Genomic DNA, 22,600 nt, shown 5'->3' on the forward strand with positions numbered 1-22,600 from the left:
GCAAGGCCCCATGAGTACCGAATTTCGTGAGCTACTGAAGAAAGTTGGCAGCGGTAAACACACCAGCAAAAGTTTGACCCGTGCCGAAGCGGCGATCGCCCTAGACATGATGCTCGATGGTACCGCGACTCCCGCCCAAATCGGGGCCTTCCTCATTTCCCAACGGATTAAACGGCCTACCGGGGTAGAACTAGCAGGGATGCTCGATGCCTATGACCGCCGCAGCCAAAAATTAGACCCCCTCCCCAACGGAGAAAAAGTATTTATCCTAGGGATTCCCTACGATGGCCGCACCAAAACAGCCCCCATTGCACCGATCACGGCTTTAATTTTGAAAACGGCTGGGGTGCCCGTGCTCATGCATGGTGGCGATCGCCTGCCGACGAAATATGGCCTCCCCCTCGGAGAAATTTGGCAAGCCCTGGGCCTCGATTTCCAAGCCCTCAGTTTTGCACAACTACAAAGCTACTTCCAGCGCACCCACTTTGCCTGCTGCTATACGCCGACGCTCCTGCCCGCTAGCCAAACCCTGATTTCCTACCGTGAAGAATTGGGCAAACGCCCGTCCCTGGCAACCCTCGAATTGGTCTGGTCACCCTCTGGCGATCGCCAAGCCCACACCATCGCGGGTTATGTACACCCCCCCACCGAAGCGATTATTCGCGATACTTTTACAGAACGGGGCAATCCTCCCTATACCCTGATCAAGGGCTTAGAAGGTAGTGGCGATCTACGGATTTCCCAGACCACCATTGTGGTCACCAATCAAACCGAATCCGCCGATGGATTTGTCTATCTCAAACCCAATCCCTATGACTACGGTTTAGGGGGTGAAGACATTCACCTAGAAAGCCCGGAGCAATACTATCAAGATCTCGCCGCGCTTCTCCAGGGACAGCCTTCACTGCTAACCGATTCTGCTGTGTGGAATGGGGGCTTTTATTTGTGGCATTGTGGGCAAGTCAAAGATCTCCAAAGTGGTTTAGATTTAGCCCAAACCTGGGTCAAAACCGGAAAATTACAAGCAACCCTCACGGCCCTCAAGGCTGATTTAGGGGCAAGAATCGCCTCCTGAAATTTCAACAATCACACCGATGATTGCCGTCTAATACTTTTATTGTTCACAATCTTAAAAATTTGTAAAAACAACATTTTCCGTCTAGACTAAAGGGAAGATACCGGAATAATACTTTTTCGTTAATAAAAGGACTGGGCTTGTTTTTTGTGGCGGCCCATCGTTATATATGTGAATGTGAGAAATTTCGCCTGGCGTTTTTCTCAACCATTGATACCAAAAGCCAGTCTTGTTTTTTGGTGCATTTAGTAAAGGGTAATGTGATCTTGTAATATTCGTTGACATTAGGGAGGCAGAGTCAGATGATGACAAACCATGCTGTACAACGGTTGGTGGAATTGGCCGAAGGCATTTACATCGAAACTGCGATCCCGAGGGAAAGTCATCCTGCGCTGCGATCTGGCTTTGCGGGTTATCCCAGTAATCCCCGTTGGAATGTCCGCAAATATCAGGCTTGGAAACAAGGCAAACAATGGCGACAAGCTTTAGATAATGGGCAACTGGTGGTTGAAGAGCAGCACCTAGTCCCCGTGGTACAACCGGAATGCCAAGCCCCACCTCCCCCCAAGAAAACAATGCTAGATTGGCGATCGCCCCTCAAAAAATTAACCTTTTCGTTGAACTAGGCTTTCGTGGATTGACGGGATGGGGTTACAGTAAAATCCTCACACTTTATCTGTCCTAAAATTCCCGTTGGCGATCGCCCTATGCATTGCGATTATTTGATCCAAATTTTAAATGCCCGCGTTTACGACGTAGCCCAAGAAACTCCCCTCGAAGTGGCCCCCAATCTTTCGCGCCGCCTGCACAACCATGTGCTATTGAAGCGGGAGGATATGCAGTCGGTCTTTTCTTTTAAGCTGCGGGGCGCGTACAACAAGATGGCGCACCTAACCCCAGAGCAATTGCAATGTGGCGTGATCGCTGCCTCCGCCGGAAACCATGCCCAGGGGGTGGCCCTCGCCGCGACAAAGTTGGGCACGAGGGCGGTGATTGTAATGCCTGTGGTGACGCCCCAGGTCAAGATCAATGCCGTTAAAGCCAGGGGTGGCGAGGTGATCCTGCATGGAAATGCCTACGATGATGCCTACGCCCACGCCCGCAAACTCTCGGAGGAACAGGGCTTAACGCTCATTCATCCCTTTGATGATCCCTATGTCATCGCTGGTCAGGGCACCATCGGCATGGAGATTTTACGCCAGTGCCAACAGCCCATCCACGCAATTTTTGTGGCGATCGGCGGCGGCGGATTAATTGCAGGCATTGCGGCCTATGTGAAGCGGGTGCGGCCTGAGATCAAAATTATCGGCGTCGAACCTGTGGATGCCGATGCTATGAAACAATCTCTTGAAACAGGGGAACGGGTGCAGTTATCCCAGGTGGGGTTGTTTGCCGATGGGGTGGCGGTGCGCTATGTCGGGGAAGAAACATTTCGCCTGTGCCAGGAATATGTCGATGAAATTATTCTGGTCTCCACCGATGATACCTGTGCGGCCATTAAAGATGTATTTGAGGACACCCGCTCTATTTTGGAGCCGGCTGGGGCATTGGCGATCGCCGGGATGAAAGCCTATGTGGAGCGGGAAGGCATTCAGGACGAAACCTTAGTGGCCGTTGCCTGTGGGGCCAATATGAACTTTGATCGCCTGCGGTTTGTGGCCGAGCGAGCCGAATTAGGGGAAGGGCGAGAAGCAATTTTTGCCGTGACAATCCCAGAACAACCGGGCAGTTTACGAAAGTTTTGCCGTTGCATGGGCGATCGCAATTTAACGGAATTCAACTATCGCATTGCCGATGAACAGGAAGCCCATATTTTTGTGGGGGTACAAATTGCTGACCGCAGTGAAATTAAGACCCTCGCCGAAACCTTCGAAGCGAATGGCTTTAAAACCCTCAATCTCACCGATGACGAACTGACGAAATTACACCTGCGTCACATGGTCGGTGGCCGCAGTCCCAAGGCAACCCATGAGTTGTTCTATCGCTTTGAGTTTCCTGAATATCCAGGGGCGTTGATGAAATTTGTCGATACCATGAGCCCCCATTGGAATATCAGTGGGTTCCACTATCGCAATAATGGTGCTGATTATGGACGGATTGCGATCGCCGTCCAGGTGCCCCCGGCAGAAATGGACGATTGGCAAACGTTCCTCGACCAACTCGGTTATCGTTACTGGGACGAAAATCAAAATCCCGCCTACAAGCTCTTTTTGGGCTAAGGTTTTGTCCTACTCCCACACCACGGCGGCCCGCTCTTGAACCACACGTTGGTAAACCTGCTCCGTGGCGATCGCCAATTTTGCCCAATTAAAACGTCGGGGCAGATCCGCGTAGGCATTTTCTACGAGGATTTTGGCATATTCCGGGTGTTGTAAGACCTCCAAAATTCCCCAGGCGAGGGAACTGGCCACATTCGCGTAGGTGACAATGCCCGTTTCACCATGGGTGACCACCTCCGGTAAGCCTCCCGTATTGGACACCACCACCGGGACTTTCGCCGCAAAACTTTCGAGGGCAACAATCCCAAACGGCTCATATAAACTAGGGAACACGGCACAATCGGCGATGGTTTGGAACTTATCTAAATCCTCGTCGGACATAAATCCCGTGAAATTACACTGTTCCCAAATGCCCAAATTCCAAGCCTGTTCCTTCAGGCGATCGCCATTGCCCCCCCCAATAATCACAAACCGGACTTTCCCCCGCATCACCTCCAGAATCCGAGGCGCCGCACTCAGGAGCACATTAATTCCTTTTTCGTAGGTTAAACGTCCCACATAATAGACAATTCGATGGTCATCGGGGGCAAACTGACGACGAAAAGACTGACGGTCAAAACTAACCGCATGTTGTTTTTTTCTGGCCGAATCCCATTAAAAATCACATCCATTTTCGGCCAGGGGGTTTGCAAGGCCCGCTCCAGCTCATGGCGCATGTATTGACTACAAACGATCACCCGCCAGGCCTCGTGGGACAGCATTTTTTCCTTACGGGCGATGTAGCGGTGGGTGTCGGTGTGAATGCCATTGTGACGACCATATTCCGTGGCGTGAATGGTGGCCAATAGGGGAATTTTAAACTGGTGTTTGAGGGCGATCGCCGCATCAGCGACTAACCAATCATGGCTATGGATCAATGCACAGGAGCCTGTTTTTTCTAAAAAAGCAGTACCATAGGCCAGCATTTCCCGGTTCATTGCCCCCACCCACTGGAAAAAATCAGGGTGATCCGGCACAACAACCCGATGCACATGGATGCCCTCGACAATTTCATAGGCTGGCGCTAACCCTGTGGCCAAGGTCAACATATGCACTTCATGGCCCAGGCGGACAATTTCTGGATACAGTTCCCCCACATGGCGAGCAATTCCACCCACAACCCGGGGGGGAAACTCCCAACTGAGTACTAAGATGCGCATTATTCCATCTCCCTCACCGCTTGCAAAAATACCCTTTCTTTCCCCATTCATTTAATCCCTTAAAGAAATTTCACAGCTCGCCGAGTGGGTCTGAACAAACGCTCTTTTTTCCTTTACAATAGAGGTGGGCAAAAACTTTTGCGATAAAGAATGAAAGTTTTTGTTCACTCCTCACACCATACTTCGTCCGAATCGCCATAGTATTCGGGCGTTTTTTTTGTCAGTAATTTAACCAGATTGTTGCGCTCAAAGTTGCCGACTCTCCCTGGGATCAATCACATTTCTTGGTAGGGTTTGCTGCTGTCATATTCCCCTAAGCGATGGAGCATAGAAAAAGCTCGCTATATCCTAGCATTGGTTTTCCTTCAGTTTTCAAGAAAGCATCAAACGCAAAATTTTCTATCATTTTGCCTAAAGTTCCAGATGGGTCGGAGCCTTTATGCTAGAATCCCTAGGTATCCTTAGAAAAATCTTGTATAAATTAGGAATTTAGAGGCATGTCAAAAACTGCCGCAGTCACAGACGCAACCTTTCAAGAAGAAGTCCTCGAAAGTGACGTCCCTGTACTCGTCGACTTCTGGGCTCCTTGGTGTGGTCCCTGTCGTATGGTTGCTCCCGTCGTGGAGGAGATCGCCGAACAATACCAAGATCAAATCAAGGTGTTTAAGCTCAATACTGACGAAAACCCTGGTGTCGCCAGCGAATATGGTATTCGGAGCATCCCGACCTTGATGATTTTCAAAGGGGGCAAAAAGGTCAGCATGGTAGTCGGTGCTGTGCCCAAAACAACCCTCGCTGCTGCGATTGATAAAGAACTTTAAAAAAATTCTCTTAAGAACTTCAACGCACTCCTAGACAGCAACGGCATCATTTAACATCCGGCTTTTGCACTCAGCCCTAGTGTATTCCTAGGGTTTTTTAGTGTCTGGCTGGGTGGCGATCGCCTTGAGTTTTTGATAGGCATCGGAATTTGCTAACTCCGGTGGTGGCGAAAAGGTGGCAATGCCGAAACTTGGGGACGGTAGTGCTGAAACGATAGAGGCTTTGGGGCGAGATTGTGCAGGCGGAGTGGGGGCGACTTTGGTCGGCAGTTCGGCACAGATCAGGCTTTCAAATTCTCGATTGAACTGGACTTGGGGTTTTTCCCAGCGCTGCCAAACCCGCAGGATTGCCGTGACTGAAATTTTTTTATAGCGCCCCCGATATAGGGCTTCGAGGACAGCTAGACGAACCCAGGCGACGGGACTATGGGCACACCATTGCTCAATGGTGGCTGCAGCGGTCTGACCATTGAGTTCAAAGCCATAATATTCTAAGAGGGCAATCGTTTCGGCGATCGCCTGCTGTTCTGGGATGCTCTCCCCCATAGCAACTGTTCTCCTCTTGGTGACTGGTTTCTATCATCCCCTAAAGGTGAGGTTCACAACAATCTAAAGGTGAACATTTTGCCGTCAAATTTCTGAGCGGTTAACACGGTTACGCACTTTAGCAATGGTTTGGGGCAGTACCCCGACCAACTCAGCAAAGACATCATCGGACAGTTGGGCGGCTGTGTCGAGGTCAAACCAATTTTCAAACTGATTTAAAATAATTTGGGCCCGCTGTTCTGGTACGGGTTTGTCGGTGATCTGCTTCAGGAGTCGGACCCACTGCCGCCGAATGAGGTAGGCTTTTTCCCGCTCAGTACCGGGCGCTGGCACCAACAGAGACAGGGCACCCACGGGAATTACCGATTCTACATCTTGATCAAAAACGCCACCAATGATCGCCCCTGGGCCAGCAAAATCGCCGTGGTAGGCTTTGCGTAAAATCAGTCCATTTTTACGGCGGGGGTTCACCATCAAAAGTTCTCCCTGCTTCAATTGGGCCAAAATTTCAAGATGGTCTATGGGAGAATTTGTCGTTGAGGGGGGAGTAGAGCCCATGGCAAAGGATAAAGAACGGTGGCGATCGCCACATCAGCGGCGGTGAACTAAGAAACAAAAAGACTTAGGGAGATAAACTCTTTTGGACAAAGAGACGGCGCGGCCGACGCAGGAGCCAAGCACTTAGGGGACGTTCTGCATATTTAATATCATACCCACAACTGAGATAGAGTTGTTTGGCAGCTTCATTATTTTCCAAGACATGGAGGGCCACACTGCCATAGTGCCAGTAACGCACTTGGGTTTCACAACGGGCCAAAAGTTTTCGGGCAATGCCCAAGCGACGGTATTGGGGATTTACCGCCAAATTAGAAATATAGGGGGCTTTGGCGGGGGCGATCGCCAGCGCATTTAAATAACGTACAGAGATCTCCACTGTGCCGACAATTTCCTGGGCTGTCGCCGTTTGCATTGCTGCCACAAAACAAGCGTGGTGCTCTTTGGTCTGTTTGAGACGATGGTGTAAATCTTCATAGACCCCCAGGCGCAGGAGAGGCGTCAGCCAGCCCCAAGTGCCTTGGTAGTGATGGAAACTATGGGTCAAGACCGTTGCCAGGGCGCGGGCATCCTCCAGAGTAGCAGGCCGAATACTCAGGGTACTCTGGCTGAGGGCCACATCGACTGAGGATAGTTGCGGGATATTCCAAACAGAAGAAAGACGAGGATTCACCAAGCCTCCGGAAACAAGGGTAAAATTTTTCTAGAAAAACTTGAAACCACAAACCATTGTGCCAATTTTATGAATGGCTTGTCGAGGGATAGATTTTGCCAATCATCTGTAAGGCTCTAAATTTGTGGGCCACCATTCTGATCATGATGTCCACCGACAATCGGTAAACAAGTCTTAAATGAAGGGCGTTTGAGTAACGGAAGGCAAGCCGATGCCATCTTCAATGCACGTTTGAAAGCGGCACTGCATATTGTGAGGAAATCTTCACCATGGGACGAAAATCTAAACTAAAAAAACAGCGTAAAGCGATCGCCCAAAATCCATCCGCTGCAACCTCATCATCATCCAAAGGGGATATCGAGACCCTGAATCAGCTTGGCTACGGCGAACATAATCGACTGCGATCGCCAGAAATTCCCGCCGATCGACCAGAACCCCAGTTATAAAACAAAGCTGCAATAAAAATCCCCCCTCGCCTGGAGCTTATCTTGTAGGGTTTTTCTCCAAGCCTTGATACACAAGAGTTTCACAAAAAGCACTTTTTTGTACAAAATGCCTGAAACGTTGTTATATCAAGATAGTGTTTTAAAAGTCATACAAGATAAGCGCCTGGAGGAGGGGGCAATTTATCACTCAACTACGGAATTAGGCGCGGTTCGCCTCATTAATTTCAGCCAAAATCTTGTCTGCTCCCTGGGCGATCGCCTTTTGGGCTAATTCAATGCCCAATTTCTCCGCATCGGCGCGGCTACCACTGACTTCATCGCGGATGAGGGTTTGGCCATCAAGGCTCGCAACCATCCCCACTAAGGTTAGGTGATCGCCTTCAATGGTTGTGTTGACCCCAATCGGTACTTGGCAGCCCCCCTCCAACTGACGCAGGAAAGAGCGTTCTGCATAACAGCGATCGCGGCTCTCAGCATGTTCGAGTACAGGCCGCAACAGACCCAAAATCTCCTCATCCCCATCCCGGCATTCGATACCCAAGGCCCCTTGGCCCACGGCATGGAGGGAAATATCACTAGAAATAATCTGGTGGATGCGATCGCCAAAATCAAGCCGTTGCAGACCCGCCGCCGCCAAAATAATCGCGTCATACTCGCCCCGGTCTAACTTCGCTAGGCGCGTATTCACATTGCCGCGAATATCTTTAAATTCCAAATGGGGGAAGTGGTGCCGTAGTTGGGCCAGACGCCGTAGCGAAGAAGTGCCAATCACCGAACCGCTTGGGAGGGTTTCTAGCTTTTGATCCCGATGCTTTTCGTTAACCACCAGGGCATCCGCCGGGTCAACCCGTTCCGTGACACAGCCGAGCATCAACCCCTCAGGCAAATTCGTGGGCAAATCCTTCAGGGAATGCACCGCAAAATCTGTCTCTCCCTTGAGCATGCCGTCTTCGAGTTCTTGGGTAAATAGCCCCTTATCGCCAATTTTCGAGAGGGCCACATCCAGCACCTTATCCCCTTGGGTTTCCATGGTTTGGACTTCAAAGGTGATCTCTGGGTAAGCCTTTTGGAGCTCATCCCGTACCCAATAGGTTTGGACTAAAGCAAGTTGGCTTTTGCGGGAGCCAATCCGCACAGTGCGTTTCGAAGGGGTCTCAGCGGTCATATCAATTCGGATTTATAAAAATGATCTTAAAATTTTGACTCAAACTAGGGTATCGCGTTGTCCGTCCCTAATCGCAGAATTTTTTCTGAGAACAGCCGGAAATGTTACAACTGTTCACGAAATCCCCAAAAATCAGAGTCCCAATCCTAGGGCACGAGGCGGACAAATTTCTTTTTCCCCACCCGGAGTACCTTATCTACTAATTGCTCCGGCTTCTCAAAGGCGAGATTCATGTCCGTGATCCGCTCATCATCGAGGCGAACTGCTCCCCCTTTAATTTGGCGACGACCATCCCCACCGCTGGAACACAGGCCAGAGGCCCCCAAAATATAAAACAGAGGCGAGGGGAATTCCACTGCGCCCAGGGAAAATTCGGGAATATTGGCGGCGGCGACATCCTGTACAGCTTTCTCCGCATCTACCGCCGCTTCAGCCCCATGGAACTGAGTAACAATGTCCCGGGCCAGGAGTTTTTGTTGGTCACGGGGGTTTACCGGCAAAGTTTGCAGGTCTTGTTTAGTGAGCAGTTCAAAATAGTCCTTCAGCAAGCTATCGGGGGTATTTTGCAACTTTTGGTACATGGTGTGGTGATTGTCCTTGAGGCCCACATAGTTATTGAGACTTTTGGACATTTTTTCTTTGCCATCGGTACCGATCAAAATGGGCAGCAATAGGCCGAATTGGGGCTTTTTCCCAAAGTGTCTTTGCAGATCCCGCCCCACGGCAATATTAAATTTTTGGTCAGTGCCACCAAGTTCTACATCTGCGTCCACCGCCACCGAGTCATAGCCCTGCATCAGAGGATAGAGAAATTCATGGATGTAAATTGGGTTTTCGCTTTGGTAACGTTTGGCAAAGCCTTCTTTAGCTAGCATTTGCTGCACCGTCATTGTCGCCAGCAGTGCTTGGATCTTGGCTAAATCTAAATCCTTAAGCCATTCGGAGTTATAGCGAATTTCGAGGCGGCCTGGGGTCTCAAAATCGAGGATTGGTCGCAGTTGCTCTAGGTAGGTTTCGGCATTTTGTTGCACGTCGGCGGCACTGAGCTGTTTGCGTACTTCTGATTTGCCGGTGGGGTCGCCAATCTGGGCGGTAAAATCGCCAATAATCACCACTGCGGTGTGGCCCGCATCTTGAAAGGCACGCAGTTTACGGAACGGAATACTATGGCCGAGGTGGAGATCTGAGCCCGTCGGATCAATGCCTAATTTGACCCTCAAGGGGCGATCGCCTGTCTGGAGAACCTGGGCTAAATTTTCTTCAGGATTATCCGGAAAAATTTCGCTGGTGCCACGGGTTAGCCACTCAAGATTCGCAGACATATTCACAGGGGATTTTGTTAACTCAATTGTGGAAATTTAAACCTGCCTATTGTGCCATATTCTGCTGAGATTATTGAATGCAGCGAAGCGATAAGCTGCCTATTCTGGGGTTGCGGTTGTGGCTTCAGGATTTTCGGCCTTTTCCTTCAATTCAAAATAAGCAGCCATCACATCCCGCACCATCGGCCCAGCCACAGAACCACCACCACCGCCGGAGTGTTCCGCAAAGGCGACGACAACGATCTCTGCCTCGTCATAGGGAGCGAAGGCACCGAACCAAGCATGGTTTTCCCGGGGTGGTGCCTCGGCGGTACCACTTTTACCCGCTGCCGTCGGAATCCCAGGAATATTGAGCACTGTACCCGTACCGTTAGTGACCACGGCCCGCAAGCCTTGGCGAATGGCTTCTAGGGTACTGGGGGCCATGTTGAGGGACGTTTTCACCGGAGTATCAGTTTGGACGAGGTGGGGTTGCACTAAATAGCCGCCATTCGCTGTCACCGCAAACATCTGGGCCACCTGTAGGGGGGTCGCCAACGTTAAGCCTTGACCGATGGACATATTTACGGTGTCTCCCACATTCCAAGGGCGATCGAGGCGCTCTTGGGTCCAATCATCATCCGGAATTAGCCCGCTAGTTTCTTCGTTGAGTTCAATGCCAGTGGGTGAACCAAAGCCAAAGCGGCGCGACCAATCAATCAGGGTTTCACCGCCAACACCCCGCCCCACCTGGCCAAAAAAGGTGTTACTACTCCAGGCCATCGCTTTCACGTAGCCGGCGGCCCCAAAACCAGCCCGGTTCCACTCATAGAAACGAACCCCAGCAGCGGCGAGGTAAGGACTGGTGCTCAACACTGTGTTGGCTGGATATTTGCCGGATTCCATCCCGGCGGCGGCGGTCACAACTTTAAAAGTCGATGCTGGCGGAAACCCACGAATGGCACGGTTAATAAAGGGATCGCCCTGGGCAGTGACGGCGGCCCATTTTTCGGGGGAAATGCGATCAGAAAAAATATTCGGATCAAAGTTGGGGTAACTCGCCATCGCCAAGACATCGCCATTGCGCGGATCGAGAGCGACGATCGCCCCTTTGCGTCGTCCCAAAACCCTCTGGGCAACCTTTTGAAGTTCAGCGTCTAGGGTAAGACGCAGATCTTCCCCGGCCTGGGCTGGTTTTTCTCCCAGGATTTTCACAAATCGGCCATCGCGGTCCACTTGAATTTCTTGGCCGCCCCATTCCCCACGCAGACGGGATTCTAGGGACGCTTCTAGACCTAATTTACCGATGTAATCCTGGAGGCGATAGCCTTCTGCTTGGCGGGTCTCAAATTCTTCGGGGGTTAATTCTCTCGTATAACCGAGGACATGGGAGGCCGTATCACCTTCGGGATAATAACGCACCGGTTCGATGATCACCTCTACTCCGGCAAGGGTCTGGTGATGTTCTTCGATGGCGGTGACTTGGGCAAGGGTCAAATTGCGGGCGATCGCCAAGGGTTCAGTGGCGTAGATATCTTGGGATTCTAGGCGCTTTTCGATTTCGCTGGGGGCAATACCCACTAACTGAGAGAGCAATTGTTTCGTTTTTGGCCAATCGGGTCTCGTACGAGCTACGGGCCATACATAGACGGCGTGGGCGAGTTTTGTCGTCGCCAGCACCTTGCCATGACGGTCAAACATATTGCCCCGGATCGGTGGTTTGGGGGCAATGCGGACGCTATTATTTCGGGCCGTTTGCCGTAGCTCATCTCCCTTGACGAGTTGCAAAAAAGCCAAGCGCGAACCAATGCCGCCCAGGAGGGCCAAGCTAACGGCAAACATAATTCCCCAGGGACGAACCCCCCGGCCAACGGTGCGACCCGATTCTTTGCGCGAGGCTTTTGCAAGGGGAGAAATAAGGGTCATGGGTGCCTAGGAAAAAAGAAAAATTGATTCTAATTTTAACGCGCTCATTTGGCTTTTTAGGTCAAGACAAAACTGAGCAGGACTAAGCCAAGGTTAATCAAATAAAAAACGCCGACAATCTGGGTTTCGGGCCAACCACTGAGTTCTAGGTGGTGGTGAATGGGAGCCATTTTGAGCAATCGTTTTCCTTGACCTGTTTCATCTTTGGTGGCTTTGTAATAACTAACCTGGGCAATGACAGAAACGGCCTCAATGCAAAAAATGCCACTGATAATTAGCAATCCCCAAATGTTGCCGCTCAGAATGCCCGCTGCGGCCAAGCCACCCCCCAAGGCGAGGGAACCCGTATCTCCCATGAAAACTTTTGCGGGGTTACGGTTGTGGTAAATGAAGCCCAGACAAGCTCCACTTAGACAAGCGCAGAGTAAGCTCAGGCCAGGATGTTCAGGCAACGCGAGGGCACCAACACCCAGGAAGGCGATCGCCCCTGTGCCCCCTGCCAAACCATCAACACCATCGGTGAGGTTCGTGGCATTACTTTCGGCGACCATGGCAAAGCCAGCCAAGGCCCAAAAGAAAACACCGAGGGGTAAACTCAGTCCCGCAAAAAAGGTAATTGTCGTCAGTTCTGGAGCAGTGAGGGCAAGCCAAATACAAAACACCACGGCGATCACAATTTGCAGGATCAGTTTCATCCGGGGGGAAATGCCTTTATTGGACTTGAGACGCAGCACTTGCCAATCGTCCACCCAACCGATGACACCATAGGCGAGGGTCACGAGGGCCACGGTGATCGCCTCTGGATCGAACCCCGCAAAGATCACCCCAGCAATTAGACCAACGGGCAAGAAAATGAGGCCACCCATGGTGGGAGTTCCTGCTTTTTTGAGGTGAGCCTGGGGGCCTTCTTCGCGAATAATTTGACCCGTTTTCAGCCGCCGTAATAGGGGCACGATCCACACCCCAAAGATCCCAGCCACAATCGCCGAGACCAAAACCGGAATCCACAGGGGCAAAATATTGCTAGGGTTCAGTTGGGGCTGATGGCTAATCAACACAGCGAGGCCCACGAGCAGGGCGCTCAAGAGACCTAGCAGTTGGGTGCCAGAGGGTTTCTGAAAAAAGAGAGGCAGTGACGATTTGCTTTCCACGGGGTTATTTGGCGTTGATCAAACTCCCCAAAAAGATAGCATCTCCCTGGCTCTATCTCGCTCTACTTAGGGGACTTTGTTTTGGTCGAGGAGTATGCCACAGTGAAAATTTCATCTAACTGTTATGGGGGCTAATCAAACCATGGCGATCGCCACAGAAAAAATTACCGTCGGCAACCTCACTTGGTTCTACCGCGAGACCGAAAAACAAGACAATGGCCGCCTGCCGATCCTCTTTCTCCATGGACTGCCCGCCCACAGTTACGGTTGGCGCGGTGTGCTGGAACGTTTAGGGGCGGCAAATTTTCACTGTATTGCCCCGGATTGGCCCGGATCTGGTTTTTCGAGCTATCCCAGCAGTCGGGAGTTTTCCTACCGAGCCGAGGCGTTTCAGGGGGCATTAAAGGATTTTCTCGCCGCTTTAAAAATTGAGCGTTGCCACATTGTCACCCAGGGATTTCTCGGCCATGTGGGGGTTTTATTTGCCCTCAACGAACCGGAACTGTGCGATCGCCTGGTGATTCTCAATAGTCCGATCCTGCCGGGGAGTAAACTGCCCTGGGTGATGCAGCAGTGGGGCTTGCCCCTTGCTGGGGAGATGCTCACTCAGGATCCGCTGCTGGTAGACCGCACCCTCGAAAAAGGCAGTGGCTTCGTGATTGGTGATAGCGACCTCGCCACCTACCGCAAACCCTACAAAACCAGTTCTGCCGTGGGTCGTGCCCTGATGACGACGGTGCGTCGCTTTGAGTTAGCCAAAGTTTTGCCAGACTTGGGCGATCGCCTCAAAAATCGGCCTGCGCCGACCTTGTTTCTTTGGGGGACTCAGGATCCTTGGTTAGACAATGGCCAGATCGAAAACTGGGTCAAAACAGAAACCGCCCACCGTTGGGAAGCCTTGCCCGAAGCGAAACATTATCCCCAGGAGCATTTTCCGGAGGCGATCGCCCCTGTATTGAGTGAATTTCTTGCTTAGAAAACTAGGGGAGCCATAAAAAAATATGAATGGCACCAGCAGAAAACCTAATCTCAGTCCTATCAGAATTCTTCGCAGTACTCCGCCTATACCCGAAGGGTTAGGGGGTGGTGTAGCGAAGCGCGACCGGAGGGAGCAAGTCAGTCAATCTCAGGTTGTTGCTGAATGTATTGCTTGAGGACAGAAATAGGGGCGCCCCTACAAGAAATGAGGCAGTACGAGCGACTCCAAAAAATAGGCTTGCCGTGATAAACCGCATTTAAATGATCGCCAAATTCCTTTCGGAGTAATCGACTCGAAACGGTTTTGAGATTATTAACCAGCTTGGAAGGCTGAACTTTGGGATTGACGGAAATCAATAAGTGAACATGGTCAGCTTCCCCATTGAACTCAAGTAAGTCTCCCTCCCATTTGCTGAGGGTGGCAGAGAATATCTCTTGCATTCTGTCCAGCATCGGGCGGGTAATACATTTGCGACGATATTTAGTGCAAGCGACCAAATAAAATTGAATGTTATAAGAACAGTGATAAAGACGTTTTAAGGGGGGTGACACTTTAGGCGACTAAGCTAAAATATAACTATGCTAACACTGACCCATGAGTACAAGCTAAAGCCAACCAAGCAACAGATTGAGACCATAGAAAATAGTCTCAATGTTTGTCGCAAGATATGGAATTACGCCCTGCGCGAGCGCAAAGATTGGAGCGCTTCAAGAAAGTGCCCTGTCAATGCTTGCCCGCTGCATAGCGAGTACATCATGGCAGCGGATGCCCCTTACCCGAATTATTTCTTTCAAGCTAAATCCCTCACTAAAGCAAAGAAATCTAGCCCAGAACTCAAATCTGTCAATGCCCAAGCCCTTCAACAGGTACTCAAAACTCTAGAGAAGGCGTTCAAAGACAGAAAAGAGCGGGGTTTTGGGTTCCCACGGTTTAAAAAACCAGGGCAAATGCATTCATTCATGTTCCCTCAGCTAGGGAAGAATCTTTTGGGGGATGGGTGGGTCAAGCTACCAAGTATTGGCAAGATTGGCATTCGACAATCGCGAGACTACCCAGAAGGCTTTCAAGTAAAGCAAGCAAGGGTGGTCAAGCGTGCATCGGGTTATTATGTGATGCTCTGTTTTACGTCAGAGATAAACGTTCCCGATGCGCCACTGGCAGGGGCAGTAGTTGGCGTAGATGTTGGGCTGGAATATTTCTTGTCGGCCTCTGATGGGCTGCAAGTTGAGAGGCCTAGGTTTTTTGTTGAGTTGCAACGCGAGCTGAAATTGCTGCAACGACGACTCAGAAAAAAAGTAAAAGGGTCTAGCAACTGGAAGAAACTCCAGTGCAAAATAGCAAAGCTGCATGAGCACATCAAGAATATCCGCAAGGATTTTCACTTTAAGGTGGCTCATCACTTATGTGATAGGGGGGATGTGATTGCAGTGGAAGCCTTGAATCTCAAAGGGTTGTCCCGTGGGATGCTAGGAAAACACATGCTTGATGCTGGCCATGGCCAATTCCTCAATGTAATTTTGCCCTGGGTCTGCTGGAAACGAGGCAAAGGGTACCTCAAAGTAGATGCCCGTGGAACCTCTCAGGAATGCCCTGATTGTGGCCATGTTCACCAAAAAGCACTGTCAGACCGTCAGCATAATTGTGTCAGTTGTGGGGCATTAATGCCACGGGATATCGCCAGTGCGATTGTAATTAAACAAAGAGCGGTGGGGCGCACCGTTCAAGAAAAAGCTTGTGGAGACGGTCTGTCGGGGGCAAGGTTCGCTTTGTCTAGGCAAGAGTCTGTGAATCAAGAATCTCCATCCATACCCGTAAGGTTGGTTGAATGAGCGTCAATTGTGAGATGATGTTGGCAATTGAAAACCTGATAACGTCATTAAGCTTTAATACATAACCATGATGCTACGTTTGCGGTCAGTTTTGTCCTTGCTGTTAGTGGTCATCACCACTTTTCTCGTCAGTTGCTCTAGCCCTGCGGTCAAAGTACCTGATACCTACACCCCCGACCGGATTTCCCAAATCCAAACCTATATGGTGCCTGTTAGCGAAGCCCGCGAAGGCATGGAGACCCTTGGGGAATTTGTTCAAGCCGATAACTGGGTAGATACACGCACCTATATTCACGGGCCTTTCGGGTTCCTACGTCGTGATCTGACCTATCTTGCGAATACCCTGCTGCCGAATGACCAAAAAGCAGCTAAGGATCTCATCGATGAAATCTTTGCTCATTTAGAACGTCTAGATGTTGCGGCCCAAGCCCGGAACGCAACTGCGACCACAACGGAATATAGAAATGCCCTTGCGGATTTTGATGCTTTCTTACAGTTGATCCCAGGTGATGCTGAAGCAAGCTAATTAAAATTTATTCGGTTTTAGAAAAATTCCTTGTAAAAGTGATGAGGCGGTCAGGCGATCGCCTTTTTTTATTACCTACTTTTTTCCAATATATTAACCTGTTGTCTCACAAGAACTGGCGGAAACTGTGCCTGAAATATCACCAACATAAATCCCTTTACGAATCACGCCAATCCCATTGGAAATAATTAAACAACGTTGGTATTGAGACTGGGTATCCGCAAGGACAATAGTGCGTAGAGGACTGGTGTTACCTCGGTAATTAAAGTTAATCGCTTGGTTACTGGCATTGTTATATTTGATCACAACATTTTCAAGCACCACATCCTCCGTTACCCGACAGTCAGAGGACACTTTTGCATTTTCACTATTGTTAGTGGGCAAAATTACCCGACAAGTGCGACTTTGGCGAATCGCTTCCTGTTGCGTACGTTGTAACAAACCCTGTAAAGCCGTAAAGTCTTGTCTTGCGCCTGCCCGTGCCAAAAAGCCGAGTAGTGATGGTGTTGCGATTCCTGCCAAAATGCCGACTAATAGCAAAACTCCCAACATTTCAAAGAGAGTGAATCCTTTGTCTTGGGAGTTTTTAAAGGGTGCTTTGAACTCAGAAAATAATAGTGACATGACGCACAGTCTAAGTAGATCTAACTACAATTTCCATCATATCAATTATTGGGGATTGGGATTATTATAGGTACCTCCAGCTTGCACACAGACTCGGCCACTCATGTCGCTGGTAAGACCACTCTGTTTTGCTCGGATCCCAAAACAGAACAATGCATCTTTATTTCCTGAGACTAAAGCATTTTCAGAAAAACTTGACGCAGCAATATTTTGACGTTGTGGAGTTCCTGGTAGTGAACAGGTACTCCCTGTGCAATAAAAAAGGTCAAACAGTGAACCACCTTCAGGTGCAAACCACGCAATGGAAACATTGAGAGGGGTAACATTGTTACCATTAGCTTTAGATATTGAGACTGAGTTAATCGTTGGTTGAGACAAACCTCGTTGATCACTACAAACTTGATCGCTTGCAGGACTAATCACCGAACCCTTCGTCGCTTTAACAGCAAAACACCATTGGTTGCCGACACCTGGATCACTACTCGGTGTAAACGAACGATTGGTGGTATTCGTTGTACTTCCTGATAATGAGTCACAATTTAACCCTTGTTGGCAACTAAATACCCGATAACTAGTTGCTCCTGTAACGGCTGGCCAGTTAATCGTTGGCCTAATATCAGAAGGGGTATTTGTCAGGCTAATGACAGGTGCCGCCAAACTCGTTTCGAGGGTTGTACAAGTTTGACGACTGGTTGTTTGGGTACCGTCAGTCACGTCAATGGCATAACAGATGTTAGTTCCTTCAGCAATGCCAGAAACACTATCAGTGAAACTACCGCTGCCCGTATTTTGTGTCGTTCTAGTAGATCTCGCCGTGGTGGGTGTACAGTTTTCTCCAGTACAACGTTTCAGAGAAAGGTTATAGGTCGGTGATGCCGTACTGCCCCCTGTAATCGAACTCCAAGCAATATTTGCTTCCGAAGCATCTGGATCAATGGTGACAACAAGGCCGCTCAGTAGCAGGGGATCAATTTTAGTTTCACATACTGTTTCTGTTTGGGCTGTTGTGCCGTCTGCATCACTGACTTGAACTGCGTAACAAACGTTTCGGCCTCTAGCAATGCCACTGACACTATCTGCGTGTACCGAAGTAACATCAGAGGTCAGCAAACTGGGCGTACAGCTACTATTGGTTGTATCGCACCGATAGAGATTGTAGGTATAGTCTGGGGTGCCACCTGTTGCATTGGGCCAGGTAATGTCCATCTCTGCACTACTAACATCAAGGGTTACTGTTAGAGAATCTGGCGCAGTAAGGGGAGCATCTTTAACTAGACATTCTGTTGCGCCAATGCTGGTGGCAGCGCTACTGTCTGTTACTTGCACGGCATAGCAAATTTTACTACCACTGGTAACCGCTGCAATATTATCTCCAGAGAAACTTTTATCTTGGGTCGCTAAATTGAGAGGTGTGGTCGGAGTACAGTCTGGAAGATTAATAATACCAAGTATAGACGGGCTGACACAGCGCAATAGATCGTAAGTATAGGGATAGTCGCCACCAGAGGCGCTTAACCAAGTTAGATCGACGGTGTTATCAGCTTGTTCCGTAATTGTTTTGATTGGTGGTGCAGAGAGGGCTTGTCCCTTGATGATACATTTCGGGTCACTCTGGGCTTCGCCACCTGCTTGATCTTTGACAACGACGGCATAGCAAATTTTTTGACCATCGCTGATCCCTGTTAGTGGATCGGGGAAGTAGGAGGTATCGGCAATTTCTGGATCGCGCACCAATGTTGTGGGGTCACAATCATCTGCATTCCCTGCAACATCGCAACGCTTCAGACCATAGAGGTAGCCGGGATCACCGCCAGAAGCAGCTTGCCATTCAAGGCCCACTTCTCCTTGGGATTCCCAAATATCTTCAATTTGCGGCGGGATCAGTTCATCAACAATTTCAACACAAACAGGATTACTCGTGCCAATATCTCCTTCTGCATCCGTGACTTTGACAGCATAACAAACGGTATTTCCCTGGGATAAGCTGGAAATATTATCGGTGTAGGTTGTGGTTGTTAAGCTACTCGCAACAGTATCGGAAGTGGCAATATCAATGGCGCAGGTGTCTGGCCCTTCGCTACAACGATAAAGGGTATAGGAATAGGGTTGTGTCCCTCCGAGGGCTTCACTCCAGTTAACGGTTGCGGTCGTCAAATCACTACTTAAGGTCACTGAAGTAATGGAAGGATTTTTCAGAAAGCCTCCTTCTGGACTGAGACTCCGGGCAAAAGCAGCACTATTAACACTCAAAACTTCAGATGTATTATTGCTACCATCAAAGTCATTCACTTCACCGTAGAGTGCTAGATCGACTTTAAAAACATCATTGCCCGTTGCGGATGTACCTACTTCTAAGCACGCTCGGAAACCAGCATTGCCAATCGCAGTTCCAGAGGCGCAATCAATGGTAAGACTCGTGTTTTCAGAAATAGCATCAACGAGAACTGTCCAGTTACTAGGGTCATCACCTGTTCTATAATCTCGTCGCCGCAGCACCATCGGCCCGACCCAAGGGGAATTCGCATCTTTTTCTGCGATCGAATATTCAATGGTTCGCGAACTAGCATTATCCCCTGTAGTTGGAAAATATTTTAAAACCAGAGTGTCATCTTCATTATCAGTTGTTCCAACAGAAAGAACACGCGATCGCCGGACGTCTTCTGTGATGTAATCAATGGCGCGGTTAAGTTGAGAACGGCGCTGGGTCCGGGCTTCGGTGCGATTGCTGGCATTGAGGGTGGCGACCATGGCAGTGCCAAGACCGGCAGCCACGATCCCACTCAGGGTGATCGCCAGGAGCACTTCTGTAACAGTAAAGCCTCGGCTACCTTGTGAGGTCGATCGTCTATTGAGCAAATTAAAATAATATTTTAGGAGCCAACGTCTCATCGTTTTGCAGGCCTCAAACCGGTAGCAAGATAAAATGCCATAATCACACCTCAATGATACCCAAAAAAGCTATTGCAAAACACATTTAGCTGAGTCTGTTGAACTGTCTCCAGATGGGTAATTGCCACTACGGACTAAGCCCAAACCACGGGAAACAATGACACATTTCTGATTACCTAAATTGCCATTTTTTGTGAGGATCAGCACTAAATCTCCCGTGAGCAGATTGCTGGTCATATCACTAGTTCTTCCCCGAAAGTCGAATAAAAAGTCTCCTGCCTTGACGGTGGCTCCATTGTGACGGAGCGTGATCCCCTCTAAACTGCGATCGCCTGTGACAAAACAATCACTGTCAAAAGTCGGGTTGATGGCAGGACTTGACGGCAAAATAAACCGACAATTAATACTCCGACGGATAGCCTGACGCTGTACTTCCTCTAAAGCACCAAAAAGCTCACTCCTTGCGCTGGTTAATTTACTGCGATTAACAAAACCAAACATCACAGGTGCAGATATGGTTGCCAAAATGCCTGCCATAAAGATTGCGACCATCAACTCAATGAGTGTAAATCCGGTGCTTTTTTGTTTAGTTCCGACAAGCGAAGGAAGCATCAGGCACAATCTCCGAATAATATTCTGCAATTTGTCGCCCACTGTCCGGATCAACAACACGATAACCAATTTGCATCGTGTTGTAAGGGGCCTGATTCAAGACATTCAAAGTCCGGGTCATAGTGTAACTCTTGTTAACCAGGGAAACAGAATTAGAGACTTCTCCTGTCTGGTTATTTGCTTGACCCAAATCGTCTTTAATTTCTGTGATCAAAGCCTGAGCATAGCCATCTGTTGTGGCTGCAGCATCACAAACAGGAGAAGCTTGCGAAAAGGATAAAGCGGCCAGATATTTAATTTCATCAAAATCTGACTGGATCGCATTCATCGCTTCGGATGCACGCTGGGCCTGCACTCTCAGGACGACACCAATAAACGTAGCCTGGGCTGTCACAAGCACAAAGATTGTCGAAACGATAATCCCTGCCAGGACTTCAATGAAAGTGAAGCCCTGTTCTTTTTGCTGTGTTACACGACTAGAATATTTGTCTGTCTTCCGTTGAGCGTTAATCATCACTAGTTAGTCGTTCTCTGGGGTAGAGACGTTACCTCCTGTCTTTCCCATTCAACCACACCGCTATTTTGAAACTTCTCTGTGTAGAGAGAAACATTTTCAAAAGTCATCCCGAAGGTATTACCAAGAGCCTGGGGCGCACCAGGGGGAATATTAACCACAGCACCACTAGCATTTGAGCTGGAGGCATCCCAGATTTTGCCCCAGATGACACCAGTCATGCCGTCGCCGCTGCCGCCGCCATTGATTCCCACCTGGGCATCAGGAGCATAAACAAAGAATGTTGAACTGGCTGTCCCGTTAATGCGGATATCTTGCGAGACTGCGCCTGTGCCACTATCCGGCTTCCCAAAAATCGCAAAGTCACCAAAGTCGCCTTCGTGGACAATTTTCTTCTGGCCAGAGATTTTTAAATCACCAGACAAGAAGACAATTACGGGCGCATTTGTTGTCTTGATAGTCCAGTCTTTATCTTGACCACCACCTTTCTCGCCATCTTTACCAACATTTAGATTGCCTGCTTTGTAAACATATGCTTGGTAGGCTTGGGCAGGGCCTGCGCCATCAGGGTCAAAGGAAACCGTCTGATCACCGTCGCGGGGTAAGTCTACAGCACTGTTACCTAAATCTGCAGTGATTGTTTGTGGTGCTACGGGCAAGTCAGGTAAATTAGGCCGACCCAAACGAGCAACGACATTGGTTAGAGTTGAATTGTTATTGCCTCCCATCGCATTCTCGTGGATGTAGTCTTGGTAATCTTCTTCTGAAATACCAGCAGCACAGGCATTTTCTTTTACAGACTCTGGAAACTGGCACTTTGCACAGATTACACTGCTCTTTTCATTGGGATCAGCACTAGCGTTAGGAATCAAAGAAACATCGTTACCGCCTAATGTAATAACGTTTTCCATAAAGAGGCCAGGAAAACTGGTTGGTACTTCATCAAGATAATTGTCAACGTAGATTGACGCTTGTAAGCGAGCTGTTCCCTGGGTTGCATTGCCCTGAGCATCCTGGAATTCCCCTTCGACAATGAAAGTACCCGTGTTGGTTTGGGGGTTGTAATCATAGGCAAGGAGTTCATAGTTGCCGTCACCAGTACTATTGGCGGTTAAGCCGCCAGGGACGCTAACTTCTACATCACCAGAATTCCCGCTGCAACCACCATCGAAAACAGAGGTTTTGAGAACACGTTTATCGGCATAGGCTGCGTCTTCCCACTCGTTGATACCGCTACCTAAAAGATTATTGGGATCGTAGTCAAGTTTTAGGAAAAGACTGTTGTTATCAGAACGAAGTACCCCAAGCACTCGATTTAGACCTGCTTCGGCGATCGCGATATTTTCTAGATTGTGTTGTTGCAGAGTCGAGGCGACTTGATCGTCATTGGAACGGAGGATCATCGTTGCGCCAGTGACCACCATGAAAAGACCTAGCCCTAGAGCAACCACGAGACTAAAACCGCTCTCCTTAGTCTGCTTTGTTTTTAGAAGGAACTGGAGTAAGAATGTATACATGGTGGTTTTTAACCTCGCAGTGTTTGTTGAAAT

At 49.3% G+C, this 22,600-nt stretch carries 21 protein-coding genes and 1 pseudogene; 8 read left to right on the forward strand and 14 right to left on the reverse strand.

What is annotated here, in order from left to right; translation table 11 throughout:
- Positions 1-10: 10 nt before the first annotated feature.
- From AACR41_RS08475 to ilvA, 3 genes are all read left to right on the forward strand, one after another.
- Positions 11-1,075, forward strand: a complete 1,065-nt coding sequence (locus AACR41_RS08475; RefSeq protein WP_030006994.1) for an anthranilate phosphoribosyltransferase family protein — start codon at positions 11-13, stop codon at positions 1,073-1,075.
- A 302-nt stretch (positions 1,076-1,377) separates the two neighbouring features.
- Positions 1,378-1,701 carry a hypothetical protein gene (locus AACR41_RS08480; RefSeq protein WP_030006995.1) on the forward strand — a complete coding sequence of 108 codons (324 nt, stop codon included), beginning with the start codon at positions 1,378-1,380 and terminating at the stop codon, positions 1,699-1,701.
- Between the two features lie 81 nt (positions 1,702-1,782).
- Positions 1,783-3,294, forward strand: a complete 1,512-nt coding sequence (gene ilvA / locus AACR41_RS08485; RefSeq protein ID WP_030006996.1) for a threonine ammonia-lyase, biosynthetic — start codon at positions 1,783-1,785, stop codon at positions 3,292-3,294.
- Positions 3,295-3,303: 9 nt separating this feature from the next.
- Here the strand turns inward: ilvA and AACR41_RS08490 are convergent.
- Positions 3,304-4,493, reverse strand: a pseudogene (locus AACR41_RS08490) (glycosyltransferase family 4 protein).
- 497 nt (positions 4,494-4,990) lie between these two features.
- Here AACR41_RS08490 and trxA point away from each other — a divergent pair.
- Positions 4,991-5,314, forward strand: a complete 324-nt coding sequence (trxA, locus tag AACR41_RS08495; RefSeq protein WP_012307227.1) for a thioredoxin — start codon at positions 4,991-4,993, stop codon at positions 5,312-5,314.
- Between the two features lie 87 nt (positions 5,315-5,401).
- Here the strand turns inward: trxA and AACR41_RS08500 are convergent, their stop codons facing one another.
- The 3 genes from AACR41_RS08500 to AACR41_RS08510 form a co-directional block, all read right to left on the reverse strand.
- Entirely contained in the window at positions 5,402-5,860 is a 459-nt protein-coding gene (locus AACR41_RS08500; RefSeq protein ID WP_052349658.1) for a hypothetical protein, read from the reverse strand.
- 84 nt (positions 5,861-5,944) lie between these two features.
- Positions 5,945-6,418, reverse strand: coding sequence for a hypothetical protein (locus AACR41_RS08505; RefSeq protein ID WP_030006998.1), 474 nt, complete (start codon positions 6,416-6,418; stop codon positions 5,945-5,947).
- Positions 6,419-6,482: 64 nt separating this feature from the next.
- The gene (locus AACR41_RS08510) at positions 6,483-7,088 is read right to left on the reverse strand and encodes a GNAT family N-acetyltransferase (protein WP_041443511.1); all 606 of its coding nucleotides are present in this window, start codon (positions 7,086-7,088) and stop codon (positions 6,483-6,485) included.
- A 269-nt stretch (positions 7,089-7,357) separates the two neighbouring features.
- Here AACR41_RS08510 and AACR41_RS08515 point away from each other — a divergent pair, with 269 nt between their 5' ends.
- The gene (locus AACR41_RS08515) at positions 7,358-7,534 is read left to right on the forward strand and encodes a hypothetical protein (RefSeq protein ID WP_161768738.1); all 177 of its coding nucleotides are present in this window, start codon (positions 7,358-7,360) and stop codon (positions 7,532-7,534) included.
- Between the two features lie 199 nt (positions 7,535-7,733).
- On the opposite strand, the gene hemC is transcribed toward AACR41_RS08515, so the two are convergent.
- The 4 genes from hemC to mraY all read right to left on the reverse strand — a co-directional run bounded on the left by hemC (position 7,734) and on the right by mraY (position 13,077).
- A complete protein-coding gene (gene hemC, locus AACR41_RS08520) occupies positions 7,734-8,699 on the reverse strand; it encodes a hydroxymethylbilane synthase (protein WP_030006999.1) in 966 nt (321 codons plus the stop codon).
- 146 nt (positions 8,700-8,845) lie between these two features.
- Entirely contained in the window at positions 8,846-10,027 is a 1,182-nt protein-coding gene (gene tyrS, locus AACR41_RS08525) for a tyrosine--tRNA ligase (protein WP_315862026.1), read from the reverse strand.
- A 93-nt stretch (positions 10,028-10,120) separates the two neighbouring features.
- A complete protein-coding gene (gene mrdA, locus AACR41_RS08530) occupies positions 10,121-11,926 on the reverse strand; it encodes a penicillin-binding protein 2 (RefSeq protein ID WP_030007001.1) in 1,806 nt (601 codons plus the stop codon).
- 56 nt (positions 11,927-11,982) lie between these two features.
- Positions 11,983-13,077 (reverse strand): phospho-N-acetylmuramoyl-pentapeptide-transferase, encoded by a 1,095-nt coding sequence (mraY, locus tag AACR41_RS08535; RefSeq protein ID WP_030007002.1) that lies wholly within the window; start codon positions 13,075-13,077, stop codon positions 11,983-11,985.
- A 124-nt stretch (positions 13,078-13,201) separates the two neighbouring features.
- Between mraY and AACR41_RS08540 the strand changes: the two genes are divergently transcribed.
- Entirely contained in the window at positions 13,202-14,053 is an 852-nt protein-coding gene (locus AACR41_RS08540) for an alpha/beta fold hydrolase (RefSeq protein ID WP_045441910.1), read from the forward strand.
- Between the two features lie 140 nt (positions 14,054-14,193).
- On the opposite strand, the gene tnpA is transcribed toward AACR41_RS08540, so the two are convergent.
- Positions 14,194-14,607, reverse strand: coding sequence for an IS200/IS605 family transposase (gene tnpA, locus AACR41_RS08545; protein WP_030007004.1), 414 nt, complete (start codon positions 14,605-14,607; stop codon positions 14,194-14,196).
- 27 nt (positions 14,608-14,634) lie between these two features.
- Here tnpA and AACR41_RS08550 point away from each other — a divergent pair, with 27 nt between their 5' ends.
- Both AACR41_RS08550 and psbQ read left to right on the forward strand, forming a co-directional pair.
- On the forward strand, positions 14,635-15,885 hold the full coding sequence (locus tag AACR41_RS08550; RefSeq protein WP_030007005.1) for an RNA-guided endonuclease InsQ/TnpB family protein: 1,251 nt from the start codon (positions 14,635-14,637) through the stop codon (positions 15,883-15,885).
- Between the two features lie 67 nt (positions 15,886-15,952).
- The gene (gene psbQ, locus AACR41_RS08555; RefSeq protein ID WP_223209910.1) at positions 15,953-16,411 is read left to right on the forward strand and encodes a photosystem II protein PsbQ; all 459 of its coding nucleotides are present in this window, start codon (positions 15,953-15,955) and stop codon (positions 16,409-16,411) included.
- A 93-nt stretch (positions 16,412-16,504) separates the two neighbouring features.
- On the opposite strand, the gene AACR41_RS08560 is transcribed toward psbQ, so the two are convergent.
- The 5 genes from AACR41_RS08560 to AACR41_RS08580 all read right to left on the reverse strand — a co-directional run bounded on the left by AACR41_RS08560 (position 16,505) and on the right by AACR41_RS08580 (position 22,567).
- Positions 16,505-17,035 carry a GspH/FimT family pseudopilin gene (locus AACR41_RS08560; RefSeq protein WP_052349659.1) on the reverse strand — a complete coding sequence of 177 codons (531 nt, stop codon included), beginning with the start codon at positions 17,033-17,035 and terminating at the stop codon, positions 16,505-16,507.
- A 45-nt stretch (positions 17,036-17,080) separates the two neighbouring features.
- On the reverse strand, positions 17,081-19,924 hold the full coding sequence (locus AACR41_RS08565) for a prepilin-type N-terminal cleavage/methylation domain-containing protein (RefSeq protein ID WP_030007007.1): 2,844 nt from the start codon (positions 19,922-19,924) through the stop codon (positions 17,081-17,083).
- A gap of 69 nt (positions 19,925-19,993) precedes the next feature.
- Entirely contained in the window at positions 19,994-20,536 is a 543-nt protein-coding gene (locus AACR41_RS08570) for a pilus assembly FimT family protein (RefSeq protein WP_045441916.1), read from the reverse strand.
- Entirely contained in the window at positions 20,511-21,050 is a 540-nt protein-coding gene (locus AACR41_RS08575) for a hypothetical protein (protein ID WP_030007008.1), read from the reverse strand. Before AACR41_RS08575 ends, AACR41_RS08570 begins: the two co-directional genes overlap by 26 nt.
- A gap of 2 nt (positions 21,051-21,052) precedes the next feature.
- A complete protein-coding gene (locus tag AACR41_RS08580; RefSeq protein WP_030007009.1) occupies positions 21,053-22,567 on the reverse strand; it encodes a hypothetical protein in 1,515 nt (504 codons plus the stop codon).
- Between the last annotated feature and the right edge of the window lie 33 nt (positions 22,568-22,600).

The sequence above is a fragment of the Picosynechococcus sp. NKBG042902 genome (assembly GCF_963864045.1).
GTDB lineage: Bacteria > Cyanobacteriota > Cyanobacteriia > Cyanobacteriales > MRBY01 > MRBY01.

Excerpts from the sequence above, each read along its gene's own strand:
- AACR41_RS08475 (WP_030006994.1), top strand. The coding sequence starts at position 11 with ATGAGTACCGAATTTCGTGAGCTACTGAAGAAAGTTGGCAGCGGTAAA.
- AACR41_RS08480 (WP_030006995.1), top strand. The coding sequence starts at position 1,378 with ATGATGACAAACCATGCTGTACAACGGTTGGTGGAATTGGCCGAAGGC.
- ilvA (WP_030006996.1), top strand. The coding sequence starts at position 1,783 with ATGCATTGCGATTATTTGATCCAAATTTTAAATGCCCGCGTTTACGAC.
- trxA (WP_012307227.1), top strand. The coding sequence starts at position 4,991 with ATGTCAAAAACTGCCGCAGTCACAGACGCAACCTTTCAAGAAGAAGTC.
- AACR41_RS08500 (WP_052349658.1), bottom strand. The coding sequence starts at position 5,860 with ATGGGGGAGAGCATCCCAGAACAGCAGGCGATCGCCGAAACGATTGCC.
- AACR41_RS08505 (WP_030006998.1), bottom strand. The coding sequence starts at position 6,418 with ATGGGCTCTACTCCCCCCTCAACGACAAATTCTCCCATAGACCATCTT.
- AACR41_RS08515 (WP_161768738.1), top strand. The coding sequence starts at position 7,358 with ATGGGACGAAAATCTAAACTAAAAAAACAGCGTAAAGCGATCGCCCAA.
- hemC (WP_030006999.1), bottom strand. The coding sequence starts at position 8,699 with ATGACCGCTGAGACCCCTTCGAAACGCACTGTGCGGATTGGCTCCCGC.
- mrdA (WP_030007001.1), bottom strand. The coding sequence starts at position 11,926 with ATGACCCTTATTTCTCCCCTTGCAAAAGCCTCGCGCAAAGAATCGGGT.
- AACR41_RS08540 (WP_045441910.1), top strand. The coding sequence starts at position 13,202 with ATGGGGGCTAATCAAACCATGGCGATCGCCACAGAAAAAATTACCGTC.
- AACR41_RS08550 (WP_030007005.1), top strand. The coding sequence starts at position 14,635 with ATGCTAACACTGACCCATGAGTACAAGCTAAAGCCAACCAAGCAACAG.
- psbQ (WP_223209910.1), top strand. The coding sequence starts at position 15,953 with ATGATGCTACGTTTGCGGTCAGTTTTGTCCTTGCTGTTAGTGGTCATC.
- AACR41_RS08560 (WP_052349659.1), bottom strand. The coding sequence starts at position 17,035 with ATGTCACTATTATTTTCTGAGTTCAAAGCACCCTTTAAAAACTCCCAA.
- AACR41_RS08565 (WP_030007007.1), bottom strand. The coding sequence starts at position 19,924 with ATGAGACGTTGGCTCCTAAAATATTATTTTAATTTGCTCAATAGACGA.
- AACR41_RS08570 (WP_045441916.1), bottom strand. The coding sequence starts at position 20,536 with ATGCTTCCTTCGCTTGTCGGAACTAAACAAAAAAGCACCGGATTTACA.
- AACR41_RS08575 (WP_030007008.1), bottom strand. The coding sequence starts at position 21,050 with ATGATTAACGCTCAACGGAAGACAGACAAATATTCTAGTCGTGTAACA.
- AACR41_RS08580 (WP_030007009.1), bottom strand. The coding sequence starts at position 22,567 with ATGTATACATTCTTACTCCAGTTCCTTCTAAAAACAAAGCAGACTAAG.